General features: G+C 73.0%; 16 protein-coding genes. 4 read left to right on the top strand and 12 right to left on the bottom strand.

Annotation, left to right across the window (positions count from 1 at the left end):
* Positions 1 to 14 precede the first annotated feature (14 nt).
* Both mnmA and AFL01nite_RS14120 read right to left on the bottom strand, forming a co-directional pair.
* Positions 15 to 1,112: a tRNA 2-thiouridine(34) synthase MnmA gene (gene mnmA, locus AFL01nite_RS14125; RefSeq protein ID WP_146828484.1), complete on the bottom strand. Its 1,098-nt coding sequence runs from the start codon at positions 1,110 to 1,112 to the stop codon at positions 15 to 17.
* Complete coding sequence (locus AFL01nite_RS14120) at positions 1,109 to 2,317, bottom strand: cysteine desulfurase family protein (RefSeq protein ID WP_146828481.1); 1,209 nt, start codon at positions 2,315 to 2,317, stop codon at positions 1,109 to 1,111. The genes mnmA and AFL01nite_RS14120 overlap by 4 nt, the downstream gene beginning before the upstream one ends.
* A gap of 111 nt (positions 2,318 to 2,428) precedes the next feature.
* On the opposite strand from AFL01nite_RS14120, the gene AFL01nite_RS14115 reads away from it, so the two are divergent.
* From AFL01nite_RS14115 to AFL01nite_RS14105, 3 genes are all read left to right on the top strand, one after another.
* Complete coding sequence (locus AFL01nite_RS14115; RefSeq protein ID WP_146828479.1) at positions 2,429 to 4,138, top strand: alpha/beta hydrolase; 1,710 nt, start codon at positions 2,429 to 2,431, stop codon at positions 4,136 to 4,138.
* Positions 4,139 to 4,143: 5 nt separating this feature from the next.
* The gene (locus AFL01nite_RS14110) at positions 4,144 to 4,581 is read left to right on the top strand and encodes a hypothetical protein (RefSeq protein WP_146828477.1); all 438 of its coding nucleotides are present in this window, start codon (positions 4,144 to 4,146) and stop codon (positions 4,579 to 4,581) included.
* A 111-nt stretch (positions 4,582 to 4,692) separates the two neighbouring features.
* Positions 4,693 to 4,935 (top strand): hypothetical protein, encoded by a 243-nt coding sequence (locus AFL01nite_RS14105; RefSeq protein ID WP_146828475.1) that lies wholly within the window; start codon positions 4,693 to 4,695, stop codon positions 4,933 to 4,935.
* Here AFL01nite_RS14105 and AFL01nite_RS14100 read toward each other — a convergent pair whose 3' ends face one another.
* The 10 genes from AFL01nite_RS14100 to AFL01nite_RS14055 are packed head-to-tail and all read right to left on the bottom strand — an operon-like array spanning position 4,936 to position 13,643.
* Positions 4,936 to 7,584: an AfsR/SARP family transcriptional regulator gene (locus AFL01nite_RS14100; RefSeq protein ID WP_146828473.1), complete on the bottom strand. Its 2,649-nt coding sequence runs from the start codon at positions 7,582 to 7,584 to the stop codon at positions 4,936 to 4,938. It abuts the gene before it with no gap.
* Positions 7,585 to 7,605: 21 nt separating this feature from the next.
* Positions 7,606 to 8,010, bottom strand: coding sequence for a TadE/TadG family type IV pilus assembly protein (locus AFL01nite_RS14095; protein WP_146828471.1), 405 nt, complete (start codon positions 8,008 to 8,010; stop codon positions 7,606 to 7,608).
* Positions 8,007 to 8,426, bottom strand: coding sequence for a TadE/TadG family type IV pilus assembly protein (locus tag AFL01nite_RS14090; protein WP_146828469.1), 420 nt, complete (start codon positions 8,424 to 8,426; stop codon positions 8,007 to 8,009). The genes AFL01nite_RS14095 and AFL01nite_RS14090 overlap by 4 nt, the downstream gene beginning before the upstream one ends.
* Positions 8,423 to 8,812, bottom strand: a complete 390-nt coding sequence (locus AFL01nite_RS14085; protein WP_146828467.1) for a TadE/TadG family type IV pilus assembly protein — start codon at positions 8,810 to 8,812, stop codon at positions 8,423 to 8,425. Before AFL01nite_RS14085 ends, AFL01nite_RS14090 begins: the two co-directional genes overlap by 4 nt.
* Before the next feature lie 4 nt (positions 8,813 to 8,816).
* Positions 8,817 to 9,020, bottom strand: coding sequence for a Flp family type IVb pilin (locus AFL01nite_RS14080; RefSeq protein WP_146828465.1), 204 nt, complete (start codon positions 9,018 to 9,020; stop codon positions 8,817 to 8,819).
* 28 nt (positions 9,021 to 9,048) lie between these two features.
* Positions 9,049 to 9,948, bottom strand: coding sequence for a type II secretion system F family protein (locus AFL01nite_RS14075; protein WP_146828463.1), 900 nt, complete (start codon positions 9,946 to 9,948; stop codon positions 9,049 to 9,051).
* Positions 9,945 to 10,799, bottom strand: coding sequence for a type II secretion system F family protein (locus AFL01nite_RS14070; protein ID WP_146828461.1), 855 nt, complete (start codon positions 10,797 to 10,799; stop codon positions 9,945 to 9,947). The genes AFL01nite_RS14075 and AFL01nite_RS14070 overlap by 4 nt, the downstream gene beginning before the upstream one ends.
* Positions 10,799 to 12,106 carry a TadA family conjugal transfer-associated ATPase gene (locus AFL01nite_RS14065; RefSeq protein ID WP_146828459.1) on the bottom strand — a complete coding sequence of 436 codons (1,308 nt, stop codon included), beginning with the start codon at positions 12,104 to 12,106 and terminating at the stop codon, positions 10,799 to 10,801. The genes AFL01nite_RS14070 and AFL01nite_RS14065 overlap by 1 nt, the downstream gene beginning before the upstream one ends.
* The gene (locus tag AFL01nite_RS14060; protein ID WP_146828457.1) at positions 12,106 to 12,882 is read right to left on the bottom strand and encodes a CpaE/TadZ family protein; all 777 of its coding nucleotides are present in this window, start codon (positions 12,880 to 12,882) and stop codon (positions 12,106 to 12,108) included. The genes AFL01nite_RS14065 and AFL01nite_RS14060 overlap by 1 nt, the downstream gene beginning before the upstream one ends.
* Entirely contained in the window at positions 12,879 to 13,643 is a 765-nt protein-coding gene (locus AFL01nite_RS14055) for an SAF domain-containing protein (protein WP_146828455.1), read from the bottom strand. Before AFL01nite_RS14055 ends, AFL01nite_RS14060 begins: the two co-directional genes overlap by 4 nt.
* Before the next feature lie 198 nt (positions 13,644 to 13,841).
* Here AFL01nite_RS14055 and AFL01nite_RS14050 point away from each other — a divergent pair, with 198 nt between their 5' ends.
* Positions 13,842 to 18,392: an FtsK/SpoIIIE domain-containing protein gene (locus AFL01nite_RS14050; RefSeq protein ID WP_146828453.1), complete on the top strand. Its 4,551-nt coding sequence runs from the start codon at positions 13,842 to 13,844 to the stop codon at positions 18,390 to 18,392.
* Positions 18,393 to 18,514 lie beyond the last annotated feature (122 nt).

Genomic DNA, 18,514 nt, shown 5'->3' with positions numbered 1-18,514 from the left:
CCCGCCGATTCCCGTCAGGCGGGGACGACGCGGCGCGTGCTGGCGATCGTGGCCGACCCGACCACGCGGGTGCCGTCGTAGATCACGCAGGCCTGGCCCGGGGCGATGCCCATGGCCGGGTCGAACAGCTCGACCCGCACGGTGTCGCCGTCGACGGCGACCGTGGCCCGGTGCTCGTCGCCGTGGGCCCGCAGCTGCACCGTGCACTCCAGCGTCTCGGTCGGCGGCTCGGCGCACCACAGCGGCTTGATGCCCTCGATCGATCCCACCGCGAGGTGCTCACGGGGCCCGACGGTGACGGTGCGGGTGACCGGCTCGATGTCGAGGACGAAGCGCGGCTTGCCGTCCTCGGCCGGCACCCCGAGGCGCAGGCCCCGACGCTGGCCGATCGTGTACGCGTAGGCACCGTCGTGGGCGCCGACCTCGGCGCCGGTCTCGTCGACGATGGGACCGGGCTGCGGTCCGAGCTTGTCGGCGAGCCAGCCCGCGTTGTCGCCGTCGGCGATGAAGCAGATGTCGTGGCTGTCGGGCTTGTTCGCCACCTGGAGCCCGCGGCGCGCGGCCTCCTCGCGCACGAGCGTCTTCGGGTCGTCGCCCAAGGGGAAGACCGAGCGCCGCAGCTGGTCCTGGGTGAGGACCCCGAGGACGTACGACTGGTCCTTGCCGTGGTCGACCGCCCGGTGCAGCTCGACGACCTCGCCGGCGGCGCCGGCGGTGGTGACCAGCCGGGCGTAGTGGCCCGTGACCACCCCGTCGAACCCGAGCGCGACCGCGCGGTCGAGGACCGCCGCGAACTTGATCTTCTCGTTGCAGCGCAGGCACGGGTTGGGGGTGCGACCGGCGGTGTACTCGGCGATGAAGTCGTCGACGACCTCGTCGGCGAACTCGTCGCTCATGTCCCACACGAAGAACGGGATGCCGATCGCGTCGGCCGCGCGGCGGGCATCGCCGGCGTCCTCGATCGAGCAGCAGCCGCGGGCGCCCGACCGGTAGGACTTGGGGTTGCGGCTCAGGGCGAGGTGGACGCCCGTGACGTCATGACCGGCCTCGACGGCTCGTGCCGCCGCCACGGCGGAGTCGACGCCGCCGGACATCGCCGCGATGAGCCTCATCGGCCGCGGCTCCGGACGAGGCCTGCCGAACGGGCGCGCTCGTGGACGGCGGGCAGCACCTCGAGCAGGCGGTCGACGTCGGCCTCGGTGGACGTGTGGCCGAGGCTGAAGCGCAGGGAGCCGCGTGCCGCGGCGTCGTCGAAGCCCATCGCCAGCAGGACATGGCTGGGCTGGGGCACGCCGGCCTGGCATGCCGATCCCGTGGAGACCTCGACGCCCTGGGCGTCCAGCAGCATGAGCAGCGCGTCGCCCTCGCAGCCGGGGAACGTGACGTGCGCGATGTTGGGCAGCCGGTGCTGCGGCCCAGTCTCCGGGTCGCCGTTGACGACGGCGTCCGGGATGAGCCGGGTGATCCCCTCGACCAGGCGCGCGCGGAGCGCCTCGATGCGCACCGAGGACCGCTCCTGCTCCTGGATCGTCAGGTCGAGGGCGGTGGCGAAGCCGGCGATGAGGGCGGTGCCCACCGTGCCCGACCGCAGGTCGCGCTCCTGGCCGCCGCCGTGCAGCAGCGGGGTGGCCGTGACCTCACGGCGGATCACCAGCGCGCCGATGCCCACCGGGCCCCCGAGTTTGTGGCCCGTCACCGTCATCGCGTCCAGGCCGGTCGCGGCGAAGTCCAGCGGCAGGTAGCCGGCCGCCTGCACCGCGTCGGAGTGCACGGGGATGCCGTGCTCGCGGGCGATCTCGACGACCTCGCGGACGGGCTGGATCGTGCCCATCTCGTTGTTGGCCCACATCGTGGTGATGGCCGTGACGTCGCCCGGGGTCTCCTCGATCGACTCGCGCAGGGAGTCCAGGCGGACCCGCCCCTGCCGGTCGACCGGGGTGACGTCGATGCGCGCGCCCTCGTGCGCGGCGAGCCACGTGACCGGGTCGAGCAGCGCATGGTGCTCGATCGAGCTGAAGACGACGCGGTCGCGGCGCGGGTCCTCGGACCGTCGCGACCAGTACAGGCCCTTGATGGCGAGGTTGTTGGCCTCGGTGCCGCCGGAGCAGAACACGACCTCGCTGGGCCGGGCGCCGAGTCGCTCGGCGATGAGCTCGCGCGACTCCTCGACGACACGGCGGGCGCGACGGCCGGCTTCGTGCAGGCTGGAGGGGTTGCCCGTGCGGAGCAGCTCGGCGTGCATGACCTCGACCGCCTCCGGCCGCATCGCGGTGGTGGCCGCGTGGTCGAGGTAGACGCGATCGGGGGTCGTGGTCATCGTCTCCAGAGTAATGGGGGCGCACGAGCCCGGCAGCGGGCCGTCGGCGTCCTGGTTGCCCGCGGTGACGGCTCCCCCTACATTGGCCGGACACGGACCGAGGGGGGACGGGTGAAGGTCGAGCTGCAACACGCCCGGCTGCTGAACGCCGCGCAGGCGATCCGGCGGCTGGCCGAGGCGATCGATGCCGAGGTCCGTGCCGCCAACGCCGCGTCGCCGATCGCGCTGCCCAGCCTCTCGGGGCTGCCGGCGAAGGCCACCTGGCTCCACGAGCAGCTGCCGATGCTGCGTGAGCTCTCCGTCGTCGCCCTCCTGCTGGACGCCGACGGCGACGGCACCACAACCGTCACCGTGCCCGACACCGGGTGGGACCCGTCCACGATGCTCGAGACGGTGGCCGACCAGACCTTCGGCCCCGGCTTCGTCGAGGCGACCGGGCTCGAGGGCGACGAGCTGCACGCCCTGCTGCTCACCCTCGGATCCGTCGGTCGCGAGCTGCCGCCGGGGTCGGCCATGACGGCCACCGAGCTGCGGCAGTTCATCATCGACCACCCCGAGGTGGCCACCGCCCTGCAGAACACCCGCCCGTCCGGGTCGGGGCCCGCCGGGACACTGCTGGGGCTCACGCAGCCCTTCATGACGTCACCCGGCGGCGCCGGCGCCGTGCTGGACCAGCGCAAGCTGGACGCCCGCGACCTCTTCGCCGGCCTCTCCCCCGACCAGGCCGCGATCCTCGCGATGACCTACCCGTCGCTCGTCGGCAACATGTCGGGCGTGCCGTTCGCGAACCGGGCCCACGCCAACACCGTCAACGTGGTCGCGGCCCTCGCCGCCGAGCGGTCCGAGCTCGCCGGCCTGCGCGACCAGCACGAGGAGAACCAGGGCGACTGGGACTTCCTCGGTCGCAACAACGACGACCTCGAGGGGCCGATCGGCGACCTCGAGGACCGCATCGCGCTCTACGAGTCGATCCTGGACGACAAGCGCACGATCGTGTACTTCGACCCGGCCGGCGACGGCGCGATCGCCGAGATGCACGGCACGATCGACTCCCGGACGAACAACGTCGGCGTCCTCGTGCCGGGCACCGGCACCGATCTGTCGAACTACGAGGGCGGCGTCGCCCGGCGCTCGCGGCAGTTCGCGGCGAACGACCCCACCGGTGGCCTGACGATGATCTCGTGGATGGGTGGCGACCTGCCCGACGGCGTGGTCAGCGACGCCCCGTTCGCGAACTACAGCAAGGACCTCGGCCCCCGCCTGGCCGAGTTCTCGCGCGACCTCGACCTCGAGATCCAGCGCTCGAGCGCGTCGGACCCGGAGGTCGCGGTCGCCGGCCACTCCTACGGCGGCGCCGTCGTCGGCCGGTCGGAGCTGGCCGGCCTGGTCGCGGACCGGGTCCTGCACATCGAGTCCGCCGGCATGGGCCACGACGTCCACGAGCCGGGCGACCTTCCCGCCTCCCAACGGAACGTCGACCGCTACTCGATGACCGCGCCCGACGACCCGATCTCGCTCTCGCAGGGCACGCAGGCAGGCGACAACATCGGTCACGGCGCCGATCCCGACACGTTCGACGGCACGACCCGCCTGCACACCGGCGACACGGTCGACGGCGAGCCGAACACCGGGCTCGACGCCCACACCCGGGTCTTCCAGGAGCACAGCGACGCCTGGGAGAACATGTACGAGGTCTTCACCGGCGGCGTCGTCGAGACGTACCGGTCGCCGAACTACGAGTACATCCAGACCTACCAGGGGCCGCCCGTCGTCATCCAGGACGGCTGGCGTGACGACGGCGAACGGATCGACATCGAATGAGGCGCATGGTGGTGGCACTCATGCTCTGCGGGATCGTCCTGGCAGGGTGCGGCAAGGAGGACGACATGGAGTTGCAGGAACGCGCAGAGGCCCGCGCCGCGAAGGCGCGCGGGTTCGTCGACGATCTCGCGGCCCGCGTCGGCACCGCCCCCGAGGTCGTGCAGGACGAGATGGGCGACTGTGTCCCGGGCCGGGAGGACAGCGGCATCGACCTGTCCTACACGGTGCGCGTGGCCGTCGACGACGGCGCCGCCGACCGGCTCCGCGGTGAGATCTCCGACCATTTCGCGGCCGAGGGCTGGGAGGTCAAGGTCGACCCGGTCGACCCCGAGAACCAGGTCGTCAGCGTCCGATTCGCCAAGGACACCTTCACGATGGGCGCGAAGATCAGCGAGTCCGACGGGCGTGCATCGGTCGGCGGCTCCGGGGGCTGCGTGAAGTGAGGCGCCTGGCCGTGGTGCTGGCTGATCGGCGTCGCGCTCCTGTCCGGCTGCGGTGAGAGCGAAGCCGAGCTCGAAGAGCGGGCGGAGGCCCGAGCGACCGAGCTGCGGACGATGGTCGACGACCTCGCCGTGCGCGTCGGCTCCTCTCCCGAGGTGAGGTTCGACGAGAGCCCGGACTGCGTCCCGGGTCAGGAGGACAGCGGTCTCGATCCCAGCGACACGGTGCACGTCACGACCGAAGCCGCTGCGGTCCACCGGCTGACCGGCGAGATCGCCGACGACCTCGACGCCGACGGCTGGACCGTCAAGCGCGACCCGGTCGACCCCGAGAACCGCGAGGTCAGCGTCCGCTGATCAGGAGATCTGCGAGCCCGCCCCCGGCAGCAGCTCGTCGACCAGCGTCGCCGTCGTCGGATCCATCGGCTCGCCCGCGAGCGCGGCCTCGAGCTGATCGACCGCCGCCGCGACACCGGCGGTGCCGCCGGCCGCGTGACGTGCGCGCAGCACGATGCGCCACGCCTCCTCGTGCGTCGGGTAGACCCGCAGCACCGCACCGGCAGCGGCCGCAGCGCCGGCGGGGTCGCCGCCGTTCTGCATGAGCTGCGCGAGTCGCATCGCCGCGTCGATGACGAGCTCGCCCATCGTCCGCGGCAGGTCGAGCGTGGCCACCCAGGCGTAGCGACCGCGCGGCGCGTCCTCGAAGGCCGGCCCGCGGACGAGCTTGAGCGCTCGGCGCAGCAGGTCGATCTCGTCGCGCGGGAAGTCGGCCCGGCGGCTGGCGATCACCAGGTGGCGGAACGCGTCCCAGTCGCACACGACGTCCGGGCCGAGCGACAGACGCCCGTCGAGGGTCTCGCGCAGGCGGTGACCGCCCTCGCGGTCGGTGCCGAGCCACACGCGGGCGCGCTCGATGTTGGCGTCGCGCACCTCGGGGGTGACGCCGAGCGGCCACACCGCACCGGCCAGCACCGTCGGGTGCACGCCCTCGGGGTGCAGGGCCAGGAAGGCCACGATCTCGGTGAGCACGGCGGCACGACGCTCGGTCTGCTCGCCCGGACCGTCGACCAGCACCGGCCCGAGCACGCCCACGCGACTCGTGGCGGTGAGCCAGGCGGCGTCGTCGGCGTCGCGGCGGGGCAGGGAGATCGGGAGGCGATCGCCGTCGTCGGGACGCGTCGTGAGCCCCGCGGAGGCGAACAGCGACGCCACGGACTCGGCATGGTGCGCCCCGATCCGGTTGGCGGTGACGGCGAGCCCGAGCTGCGGGACGTGCAGCGTGCCGTGCTCGTCGACGTGCAGGCGCCAACGGGCGGCCTCGTGGTCGCCGATCGCGACCGCCGCCAGGCCGGGCCGGGAGCCGGCGAGCGTGGCGAGGCGCTCCATCGCGAAGCCGGGCACCTGACTGCCCACGGCCAGGACCGTGACCTGGTCGTCGAACTGGCGCCCCGTGAGGACGTCCTGCTCGCGCGCGGCCTCGATCTCGCCCGCGGCGGCCTCGACGTCGGCGACGAGCGAGATCCGCTCGGCGACCGAGGCGACGGCCGGAGGGAGACCGGTGGCCACCACCTGGACGGACCGCGACCACGGGCTGACGGCCGCCTGCAGCGCCAGCGACGTGACGATCTCACTGCTGACGTGCAGGTCGCCGCCGATGGTGATGAGGCCGCCCGACGACGCGAGGTCGACCAGGACGTCGCGGCCGTCGGTGTCGACGCCGAGGCTGACCAGCGAGGGGTACGCCGGATCGACGTCGGCGCTGGACTCGATCGCGGCGAGGTCCTGCGTGGACCGCCACATCGCTCCGCCGTCGACGGCCTCCCAGCCCTCGACGGCCTCGGGCACGGCCGGCGCCAGGTGCAGCTCGACCTCGTCGTGACCCACGACGGCCGCGTACGCCGCCGGGACGGGGACGCCCGCCCGCTCGCAGGACGAGGCGAGGTCGCGCAGCACGGCCTCGAGGACGGCGGCGCGCTCGGGATCGGCCGCGAGCCGCAGGTCGGCCTCGGTCTCCTTGGCCGCGTCGTCGGGCTCGCCACCGGGGCGGCGACGGCGCGAGACCGCCAGCGCTCCGAGCAGGCCGCTGGCCAGCAGGCCGGCGCCCATCCACCACGCGGTGGACTCGGAGTCGACCTGGGTGACGGACATCTCCGCGTCGGCGGCGCCGCCCGCCTGCGCTCCCCCGCCACCGGACGAACCGGACGGCGGCGGCGTGACCGGAGCCTGCTGCGCGGGCACCTTGTCGACGCCGACCGCATCGGCCGGCATGACCAGCTGCCAGCCCGGCTGGATCAGCCGCGCCAGCTCGAGCTTGCGGCCGTCGACCTGCACCTTGTCCTTGTTGAGCTCGTAGATCTCCTTGTAGCGGAAGCCGTCGCCCAGGTGCCGCTCGGCGATGTCCCAGAGGTTGTCGTGGTAGCCCTCCTTGGGCGCCTTGACGGTGTAGACGAGCTCGCCGGCGATCCGGTCGGCGACGCGGTCGGCGCGAGACGGCTTCTCGGCGGGCGCGGGCGCGGCCGAGTCGACGGTGGCGGTGGCGACGGGAGTGGTGGCAGGAGCCAGGTCGGACTGCGACGGACCGGTGGCGGCACCGGCCGGACCGGCGACCAGGCCCGTCACCAGCAGGCCGCCGATGAGGGCTCGCGCCAGGTGCTGCAACGGACCTGCCAGCGGGACCGTGCGGGCGAGGCCGCCGCGGCGGGTGGCGATGATCTCGAGCACGACGCACACCACGAAGACGAGCCAGAGCAGCCACACGATGCCGACCAGGACCGTGACGAGGTCCTCCGGACCGAGCTGACGGGCGAGGTCGCGCAGCGCGGGCAGCTCGGTGGGGATCGGCGGCGAGCCACCCAGCAGCACGAGGGCGACCGGCAGGCCGATGAGCAGCCCGACCAGCGCCAGCGCGGCCCCGATCCGCGACACGACCGAGGAGCCCTCAGGGGGCGGCGGCGGCGCCAGCGTCTCGAATCGGCTGGCGTCCGGCGTCGTGGTGGGGTCCGTCATGGGAGATCTCCTCGGGGAGGTTCAGGAGGTGGCCGCGGTCGCCGTGGCTTCCGCCCTGACCGGGTACTGGTTGATGCCGATGAGCTTGAGCAGGGTCGTGTCGCTGGTGTCGGTGACGACGACCTGCACGGAGTTGCCGGTGACATTGACGTCGTAGGCGCCCGCCCCGTAGCCGCGGGCGTTGAGGAAGTCCAGCGCGTACATCCGGGCCAGGCCCGGGTCGATCGCCAGGGCTCCCCCGCTGCGCAGCTGCGCCAGGTCGACGGCGTTGGCGCCGGCCCGCGCGGCCTGCTCGGCGTCGTCGGCGACGCGCATGCGGGCGTTGATGCCCATGCCGCCGTCGATCACCAGACCGGCGCACAGCATCAGCACGAGCGACATGCCCAGGACGAAGATCGTGGCACTGCCACGCTCACGGCGGGTCATCCGAACCTCCGGTATCGGTCGATCGGGGCGCTGCTGGTGGCTTCGAACGTCTCGGTGCCACGCACGCCCAGGGGTGTGAGTCCTCGGTTCGAGACGGTGCACCGCACCGTGACGGTCACGACGCCGCCGGCCTCGAACGGACCCTGGATGCTGGGGACGACGCACGAGGAGAAGCGGTCGTCCATGTCGCTGGCGTTCGCGGCGTCGTAGGCGGCCTGGCGGGCCGCCGGCTCGGTGCGCTCGAACGAGGCCGCCCGGGCCGCGTCGCGGGCGGCGGACTCGATGTCGGCGCGCACGGTGACGTAGCGACCGCCCATGAGCACCAGCAGCAGGAACAGGACGAGGATCGGCACCATGAGCACGACCTCGACCGACATCGAGCCGCGCTCGAGGCGCGGACGGCGGGACAGGGTCATGGCGTGTCCGCCTCGAACTCCTCGACCCGGCCCTGCGCGATCTCGCGCACGCGAGGCGACTCCAGGAACGGCAGCAGCTGGTGGGCACGGCCGGACACCGTCGCGCGCATCGAGTCGCCGACCCGCTGCACCTGCACCTGGGGGTTCTGCAGCACGCCCTGGCCCAGCGTGTTGGCCGAGTTGACGCCCTTCACCCGACCGGCCTCGGCGCTGTCGGTGACGCGCGCCGTGCGGGCGGCCTCGCGGGCGGCGGCGCTCGCGGACTGCTTCGCCAGGTAGGTCAGCGAGAACTGGATCGTGATGATCATCGTGATCATGAGCAGGGGTGTGTAGAGCACCAGCTCGATCGCGCTGGCCCCCCGCTCATCCCGTGCCCGAGAACGCATCAGATCAGGGGCTCTGGATGTCGTTGCCGATGTTGGTGGCCTCGTCACGCAGGGCGGTGGTGAGGATGACGCCGACCGCGGTGCAGATGCCCACGAGCACGGCGGCGATGACGACCCACTCGACGGCCGAGGCGCCCTCTTCGCGGCGCGCCTTGTCGAGGCGGGCACCCAGCAGGGTGACGAGGTATCCGAGTGCGGGATGGACCATGGTTCTTCTCCTTCGTGGTGCGGTGGACTTACAGCCCTGCGATGCCGGACAGCGCAGGGTAGATCAGGAAGACGAGGAAGCCCGACGCCAGCAGCAGCTGGGCCACGAGCATGGACTGCGAGCGCTCCTGCGCCCGGCTCTCGGAGTCGGCCAGCTCGCGCTGGCGCATCGAGGACGCGCGGGCGGTCAGGGAGTCGCGCACCTTGGCGCCGTCCTCGGCGACCAGGGCGAGCGCGGCGGCGAGGTCGCGCAGCTCCTCGACCTTCATCTCGTCGCCGAGGCGTCCGAGGGCCGCCCAGGGGGTGACGCCCTGCAGGCGGGCGTTCTCGATGGTCTCGCGCAGCCGGACCATGCCCCAGCCCTGACTGACGCCGGCCGCGGCCGTGAGGGCCTCGGGCACGCCCCGGCCGCCGGCGAGGTTCATCGACACCAGGTCCAGGAACGCGCTGACGACGTGGCGGAAGTCGCGCCGGCGGTCGACGGCCTCCGAGTGCAGCTGCAGCTGCCCGACCACCATGCCCAGCAGGGCGCCCAGGATCGCGAGCCACAGCGGCAGGACCGGGCTGACCGCGCCGATGAACATCAGCGGCGCCAGGGCGATCGCGGGCGCGAACGCCCCCACGATGCCGGCGATCAGCGTCGAGCCGAGGTGGCTCTCGACCGAGCGGTTCAGCACCGACAGGTCCGAGCGGATCCCCGCGGGCAGCTCGATCCCGCGCGCGTTCAGGTAGGACGCCACGCGGGTGCCGAACCGCAGCGAGCGCGAGTCGTCCTCGGCCGCGACGAGCGAGGGCCGCACGCCACGACGGCGCTGGGTGTCGAGGCGCGCCAGCTCGGACGCGGCGGTGGCGCCGAACGCGGGCGAGCGGCTCAGCAGCAGCCAGACGCCGGCGCCGGCCACGGCGCCGCACAGCAGGATGAGGGTCATGGCGCCTCCACCTTGCCCAGCAGGAACCGCTCGGGCATCTCGTACTCCGACAGGCGGCGCATCCAGATGAAGCCGGCCGCGAACAGGCCGATGACCACGAGCAGGACGAGCTGTCCGATCGGGGTGGAGTAGGGCTCGACGTACGACCGGTTGAAGATCGACAGGCCCAGGACGAACACGACCGTGACGCCCATGACGATCTGCACGCTGCGGCGCGTGCTGGACCGGCTGGCGCCGATCCGCCGGCGCATGTCGAGATCGGCTCGGGCGGACTTCGCCAGCGACGTCAGGACCTCGCGCAGGCCCGGTCCGCGCAGGCGCGAGTTGAGGATCAGCGTCGCGACGATGAGGTCGGCGCTGGGGTCGTCGATGTCGTCCGCGAAGCCCTGCAGCGCGGTGGAGAGGTTGGTGCGGACGCGGAGCCGGTCGGTGAGCCGGATCAGCGCCGGCTGGATCGCCGGCGACGCGGCGTACGCGGTGGCCGGGATCGCCTGCTCCAAGCCGACGGCGCCGGCGATCGTGTCGCGCAGCGACTCGGTCCAGGCCGCGAGGCCCTCCAGGCGCGCCATCGCGCGCTTCTCGCTGGCGAGGCCGCCGAACAGCATCGGCGAGAACCACACCAGCAGGCCGACCGCGATGGCCAGGACGGGCCACGACGTGAGCAGCAGGATCAGCAGGCCGACTCCCACGCCGATGAGGGCGCGCCGGGCGTTGCCCTGGATCCGGTCGCGCAGCGAGGGGCCGGAGCGCACGGGCGAGGGCTCGTGGTCGGACAGGCCCATCACGAGCAGCAGCACCCCGGCGCCGATCACGGCGCCGAGGAGCGTGACGAGCATCGCCTGCGAGCCCATCAGTACGCCTGACCCTCGTACGCCGTGGGACGGTAGCCGTGGACCTGCAGGTCCTCGATGCAGCTGACCGCCGCGGCCGCGTGGGCGACGCCGTCGGGACCCTCGGCGAAGACCTCGCTGGAGAGCACCTGGCCGTCGACGCCGTTGACCTCGCGCACCGACGTGATGACACGGCGCAGGGCGCCGCCGCTGCTGTACTCGTTGCGTCGCTGCACGAAGATCACGAAGTCGATGGCGCCGGCGATGAGCATCATCGTGGCGTCGGCGGGCAACCGCTCCTTGGACTGGATCGCGTACGTGCAGATGCGGTTGAACACCTCGAGCGAGGAGTTCGCGTGGATGGTCGACAGCGAGCCGTCGTTGCCCTGGCTCATCGCGTTGAGCATCGTGACGATCTCGTCGCCGAGCACCTCGCCGACGATGACGCGGCTGGGGTTCATGCGCAGCGACCGGCGCACGAGCTCGGACATCTGGATCGCGCCCTGGCCCTCGGAGTTGGGCAGCCGCTCCTCGAATGCCACGACGTTGGGGTGCAGGTCGGGGAACTCGCCCAGGCCCAGCTCCAGCGCGCGCTCGACCGTGATGAGGCGCTCCTGCGACGGGATCTCGTTGGCCAGCGCACGCAGCAGCGTGGTCTTTCCGGCGTTCGTCGCGCCCGCGATCATGATGTTCTTGCGCGCGGCCACGGCGGCGGACAGGAACGAGGCCAGCTCGGGCGTCATGGTGCCGCTCTCGACCAGCATGTCGAGCGAGACCCGGCTCAGGCGCGAGCGACGGATCGACAGCGAGGGACGCTGCGTGACGCCCATGACGGCCGAGAGACGGCTGCCGTCGGGCAGGCGCAGGTCGAGCTGCGGGTTGGCGGTGTCGAACGGGCGGCTGGTCAGGCCGGAGTAGGCGCCCAGGACCTGCACCAGCTCGACGAGCTCGTCGTCGCTGTCCGCGACGGGAGGCATTCGCTTCTCCTCGCCGTTGGAGTAGCCGACGAAGACGTTGTCGCACCCGTTGATGTCGATGTTCTCGACCTCGGGGTCGTCCAGGAGCGGCTGGAGACGGCCCACGCCGTACAGCGCGGCGTGGATGCCGTCGGCCAGCTCGGCCTCCTCGGCGTGCGACAGCGGCGTGCGGCCGGCCGCGATCTCCTGGCGCGCGTACGACTCCAGCACGCGGGCGATGATCGCCCGGGCGAACTGGCGCTCGTCCTCGCTGGACATGGCCGGCAGGCCGGCGGCGGCGTCCTCACGACGCTGGCGGGCCAGCGTGTCGGCGACCTCTTCGCGCAGGGCGCGCAGCAGCTGCTGGTCCATCAGATCTCCTGTCCGACGGCCGACGGAGCCGCGAAGGCCCGGATGCGGGGAACGATGTCGACGAGCGACCGCGAGAACACCGACCTCAGCACGGCGCGCGACGACGACGCCGGGCCGCGCAGGACCACCTTCGGGTCGTGGGCGATGGTGCCGAGCATCGTGACGTCGAGCTCGGAGGACGCGAGCAGGCGGCCGATGTCGTCGACGGCCCGCTGGTCGCGAGGATCGCCGACCACGATGACGCCGACGGCCGTCGAGCCCGGACGCCCGAGGGCCCACGGCTCGCGCACCGTCGTGAGGCGGTCGCGCAGGTGCGCCACGGCCGCGATCTCGGAGCGGACCAGGAAGATGACGGCGTCGGAGCCCTCCACGACCGGACCGGCCGGCGAGCCGGCCACGAAGCGGCCGGCGTCGACGAGGACGTCGCCGGGGTACGCGCGCAGCGTGCGCTGCAGGTGCGGCCAGGCGGGACCGAGGCTCTGGGCCTGGCGCGGGCCGGACGCGCCCACGAGCACGTCGACGCCGTCGCGGGTCTGCTGGAGGTGGTCGACGAGGTCGACCTCGTCGCCGGCGCGGACCGCGGCGCCCAGGGACACCAGCCCGCGGTGCTCCTCGAGGGCGTGGTCGTCCGCGTCGCGCTCACGCGTGGCCACGTCGCCGCCGATCGGGTCGAGGTCGGCGACCACGACGGGACCGCCCCACCGGGCCGCGAGGCCGATGACCGCGGTGCTGACGCCGGGAGAGCCCTTGGCCGAGACGAAGCTGATGAGGGTCATCGGTCACCCGCCAGGCTGCGGAGCCGCTCGGAGTCGGTCACCGCCACCCCACGGTCGACGAGCGACATGCCGATGCGGTTGTTGCCCGCCGCGTCGACGATCGCGTCGGCGACCTCGATCGGGACCAGCAGCGTCGCCGCCGAGCCCTTCGCGTCGCCGCCGCCGCCCAGCACACCGCCGCCGCTGGAGCTGACCGGGGGCTGGATCACGAGTGCGAGGGCCAACGGCGTTCCCGGCTCGCCGCTCTCGCCGATGCGGACGACGCGCACGAGGTCGCCGGAGTCGAGGCCGTCGGGCACCCGGCCCTCGACCAGGGGCACGCCGACCTCGGCCACGCGGCCGCCGCCGAGGGGGTTGGTGCGCACGAGCATCGAGGTGTCGAGCAGCTGACCCTCATTGAGCGGGACCCGGCTGTACGTGCCCAGGACGCTCGACAGGGCGCCGACCGGGACGATCAGGTCGGAGTCCGAGGCCACGTTGGTCTGACCCAGGAGGTCGCGCGTGATCTCGGTGCCGGCCGGCACGTCCGACCGGAGCACGAGGACGGGGTCGCGCGAGTCCATCCGCAGCGCGAGGAGTCCGGCGAGCGCGGCGCCGCCGAGGATCAGCAGGACTCCGAGCAGTGCGAACGCCGGGCGGCGGCGACGCGGCGGTGCCGGGCGCGAGGCGCCGGGCGCGGCACGACCGCCCACTCCGCGTGCCGTCCGGGCACGTTGACGATCCTGGACCGCGTCGCTGACCGACTCGGTGCTGGTGCGCATCGACATGAGCTGGGCTCCCCCTCGCAGACTGGTGGTGCGTTCCCGGGGTGGCCGTGATGCGTGTCCCTCGCGTGGCCCCCCACAGGAACCAGCACAGTCTAGCCCGATCGGGCTGGCCCGTCCTGCTCACCGGGCACCGGCGGAGAGGATTGCGTCACACCGGGAAACCCCACCGGACCACCCTCTACCCTGTGACCCATGCGCTTGCTCGTCACGGCGGAGGCGGCCTCGTCGGGGGACAGCCGCGATGCCATCGTCGCCTACTCCCCCACGAGCACGGTCGGTGACCTCGAGTCCCTGCTCCAGCAGCTCCTCGGCCAGCGCAGTCCCCACGCCGACGTCGCGGACGTCATCGACCTCGATGCGCGCCGTGGCACCGATCGCCACGGGCCCGGCCTGTACCTGGGCGGACGCCGACTCGACCCGAACGCGACGCTCGCCACCGCGGGGATCCGCCACGGCGCCGTCGTCGGACTGGGCGGACCCAGCCGCCACCGCGCGCAGGAGCCGCAGGGTGTCGTCGAGGTGCGCCTCAGCTCGGGCCGCGGCGCCGGGCGCGTGCACCGGCTGGGCATCGGCACGTGGACGGTGGGCTCGGCCGAGCACTGCGCCATCCGGGTCGCCCACGCCCCCGACGTTGCCGCGCGGCTCGAGGTCGACGCCCACGGCCGGGTCGAGGTGACGGCCGACGCGTCCGCCCACGGCGTCACGCTCCCCGTGCCGCCCCGGCGCGAGCCCGCCGGCGAGCCGATCGTGCTCGAGGCGAGCATCGCCACCCGGTCGCAGCGTCGCTTCCGCCGCAAGCGCCCGGGAGTCAGCGCGCTGCAGGAGGGTCGTCAGGTCGACCCCGGTGCTCCGGTGCCCCTCGTCCGGCTCGACCGCGAGCCGGTCACGGGCTCGAAGCCGTGGTCGGAGGGGATGGTCCTCGGCGTCGCCGACGTCCTGTTCGAGCTGGGCGGCGTCAAGGCGCCGGACGCCTCCCTGTCGCCGTCGGCCAACGGCCCCGAGCTCGACTACAACCGACCGCCGCGGCTGCACCCGCCCGAGCGCATGCGCGAGTTCTCGCTGCCGTCCGAGCCGAAGCGGCCCGAGAAGTCGCCCATCCCGGTCCTCATGATGCTGTCGCCGATGGTGATGAGCGGCTTCATGTACTGGCGCACCGGCTCGATCTTCTCGCTGATGTTCATGATCCTGATGCCGATCATGATGCTGCTGAACGCCACGGGCACCCGGCGCCAGCAGAAGGTCCGCTACCAGGAGCAGCTGGCCGAGTTCCACCGCCGCCGCGCCGACATCGAGCAGGCGGCGGTCGCCTCGATCACCGACGAGCGCGGCCAGCGGCGCTCCATCTACCCCGACCCCGCGTCGGTCCTGCTGTTCGCCACCGGTCCGCGGTCGCGACTGTGGGAGCGTCGCCGGTGGGACCCCGACTTCCTCGAGCTGCGGCTCGGCACGAGCGACCTGCCCTCCGACGTCATCGTCAAGGACCCGACGCGCGAGCAGCACGAGGGCCCGCTGCGCTGGACCGCCCCGGACGTCCCCGTCGTCGTGCCGCTCGCCCCGACCGCGGTGCTCGGCGTGTGCGGCACCCGCGAGGACTGCCTGACCACCACCTCGTGGCTCGTCGCCCAGGTCGCCGCGCTGCACTCCCCCACCGACGCGTCCCTGTGGGTCTTCACCGACCGCGAGAACGCCCCGGCCTGGGAGTGGGTCAAGTGGCTCCCGCACGCGCGCACGAGCGAGGACCACCGCCGCGCCGCGCGGCTCGCCTTCGACGAGGACGACCGCTCGAGCATGATCGCCGAGCTCACCGCGCTGGTCGACCGCCGCAAGGAGCTCGACACCGACGAGCGCGAGGCGCTCCCCTCGGTCGTCGTCGTGCTCGACGGCGCGCGCGAGCTGCGCATGGCGCCGGGCATGACGTCGCTGCTGAAGTCGGGCGCGTTCGTCCACGTCTACTTCGTCTGCCTCGACCGCACGGCCCGCGAGCTGCCCGAGGAGTGCCGCGCCGTCATCGAGCTCAAGGGCGACCTGCTCGACCTCGAGACGACCGCCCAGAAGCACATCGACGGCGTGCGACGCGACATCGTCGAGCCGCGCTGGCTCGAGCGCCTCGGCCGGGCCCTGGCGCCCATCCGGGACGTCAGCACCGAGGACCTGAGCTCGAGTCTGCCCGCCGCCAGCCGCCTGCTGGACGTGCTCGGACTCGACGCCCCCACGGGCGACGCGCTCGCGCGCCGTTGGGCCGGCGGCGGCCGCACGACCCAGGCGGTGATCGGCGAGGGACTGGACGGCCCGTTCCGGATCGACGTCCGCGCCGACGGACCGCACGGCCTCATCGCGGGCACCACCGGCTCGGGCAAGTCCGAGCTGCTCCAGACGATCATCGCGTCGCTCGCGGTGGGCAACCGCCCGGACGAGTTCAACTTCGTGCTGATCGACTACAAGGGCGGCGCGGCCTTCATGGACTGCCAGCACCTGCCGCACACGGTCGGCATGGTCACCGACCTCGACGGCCACCTCACGACCCGCGCCCTCGAGTCGCTGGGCGCCGAGCTGCGCTACCGCGAGCACCAGCTGGCCGACGCCGCGGCGAAGGACATCGAGGACTACCTGGCGGCGCGCAAGCCCGGCGACGAGCCGATGCCGCGCCTGCTGATCATCATCGACGAGTTCGCGGCCCTCGTCGCCGAGCTGCCCGACTTCGTCACCGGCCTGGTCGACGTCGCCCGGCGCGGCCGGTCGCTCGGCGTCCACCTGATCCTCGCCACCCAGCGTCCCGCCGGCGTGGTCAACGCCGAGATCAAGTCCAACACCAACCTGCGCATCGCCCTGCGTGTCACCGACGCGAACGACTCCGACGACGTCATCGAGTCGAAGGTGGCCGCTGAGATCCCCAAGTCGTTCCCGGGCCGCGCGTACGCCCGCCTGGGCCACTCCTCGCTCACGCCGTTCCAGAGCTCGCGCGTCGGCGGCCGCCCCGCCGGCGACGAGCGCGCCGAGCTGCGCTCGCGGGGCTTCGGAGTGGACGAACTGGTCGCGCCGCCCACCGCGAAGGCCCAGGAGGACGACGTCTCGGTGCCCACCGACCTGGCGACCCTCGTCGCTGCGCTGCGCGAGGCCAACGACGTCGTCGGCCTCCCGCCCATGCGCAAGCCGTGGCTGCCGCCGCTGCCCGAGACGCTGACGCTCCACGAGCTCGAGGTCGAGCCGGCTCCCGACATCGGCGCCCGCGCCGACATCCCCCCGATCGTCTTCGGCCGCGGCGACCTGCCGCACCTGCAGCAGCAGGAGGTCGCCAGCTGGGACCTGCAGCGCGACGGCCACCTCGTGATCGCGGGCCAGTCGCGCTCGGGCCGCTCGTGGTCGCTGCGCACGATGGCCGCCGCGATCGCCCGCCAGACCGCGCCGACCGACGTGCACGTCTTCGGCATCGACGCCGGCAACAACGCCCTGCTGCCCCTCATGTCGCTGCCGCACGTCGGCGCCGTCGTCACCCGCACGCAGATCGACCGGATCTTCCGGCTGTTCGACCACCTCGGCCGCGAGCTGACGAAGCGCCAGCAGACGCTGGCCGAGCAGGGCTTCGCCGACATCGCCGAGCAGCGCGCGGCGGTCGACGGTCCCGAGCGGATGCCGTACCTCGTGGTCCTGCTCGACCGGCTCGAGGGATTCACCACCGCGTTCGAGTCCGTCGACGGCGGCGTCCTGCTCGAGCGTCTCGTCGGCCTGCTCCAGGAGGGCGTCGGCTCCGGCATCCGCCTCGTGATCGGCGCCGACCGCTCGGGCATCCTGGGGCGCTACTCGCTCCTGGTCGACGACCGCATCGTGCTGTCCATGAGCGACCCCTCGGACTTCTCCGTCGTGGGCCTGCCCACCAAGCAGGTGCCCGCGCACATCCCGCCCGGCCGCGGCTTCCGCGCCGGCGAGCGCCCGCAGGAGGTGCAGTTCGCGATGATCGACGCCTCCGGCGAGGGCACCGCCCAGGTCCGGGCGATCCACGAGCTGGGCCGCACCATCGCCGAGCGGTACGGCGACCTCCCCCGCGGGCTGCGCCCGCACCGCATCGACGAGCTGCCCGTCGCGATCAGCCTCGACGAGGCGCTCGGCCTCGAGCCGTCGGACGCGGCCCTGAGCCCGAGCTTCATCCCGATCGGCGTCGGCGGCGACACCCTCAGCCTCGAGGGCTTCGACCCCCTCGCCACGGGGCCGGGATTCCTCGTGGCGGGCCCGCCGCGCTCGGGTCGCAGCTCGGCCCTGCTCGTCCCCGTGGGTCAGCACCTGTACGCCCGTCGCGACGTGCTGGTCATCGCCCCGCGCCGCTCACCGCTGCGCGACCTCGACGACAAGCGCCTGCAGGTCTTCACCGGCTCCGAGCCCCTCGAGGAGATCCGTGAGGCGCTCTCGCGGCTGAACACCCAGCACCTGGTGGTCGTCGACGACTTCGAGGTGGTGGGGGCGGACTCGCCGCTGGGTCAGCTGCTCGGCGAGACGTACGGCGGGATGCGCGACACCGCGAACGCGATGATCATCGCGGGCGGGATCGACGAGCTGGGCGCGGTCTACCGTGGCCTGCCGTCCGACCTCAAGCGGGGGCGCACCGGTCTGGTCCTGTCGCCGCGGGCGTCCAACGACGGTGACGTGCTCAACGCCCGCCTCCCCCGCTCGGTCGGTGCCGCCGTGCCGCCGGGGCGCGGCCTGCTCATCAACCCCACGGGCTACCGCTGGGTGCAGGTGCCGAAGGCCTGACAGGCGCCCGGACGACGACAGAGCCCCCGGATCGATGATCCGGGGGCTCGTGCTGCGCTGAGTCAGGTCAGCGAGGCGACTGCAGGGGCGTCAGCACCGGGTGCTGATCGGCTTCCTTGGCA

It is taken from the genome of Aeromicrobium flavum (assembly GCF_007992115.1).
GTDB classification, from domain to species: domain Bacteria; phylum Actinomycetota; class Actinomycetes; order Propionibacteriales; family Nocardioidaceae; genus Aeromicrobium; species Aeromicrobium flavum.
The sequence above is the reverse complement of the archived record's forward strand: the minus strand, read 5'-3'. Positions and strand labels throughout refer to the sequence as shown.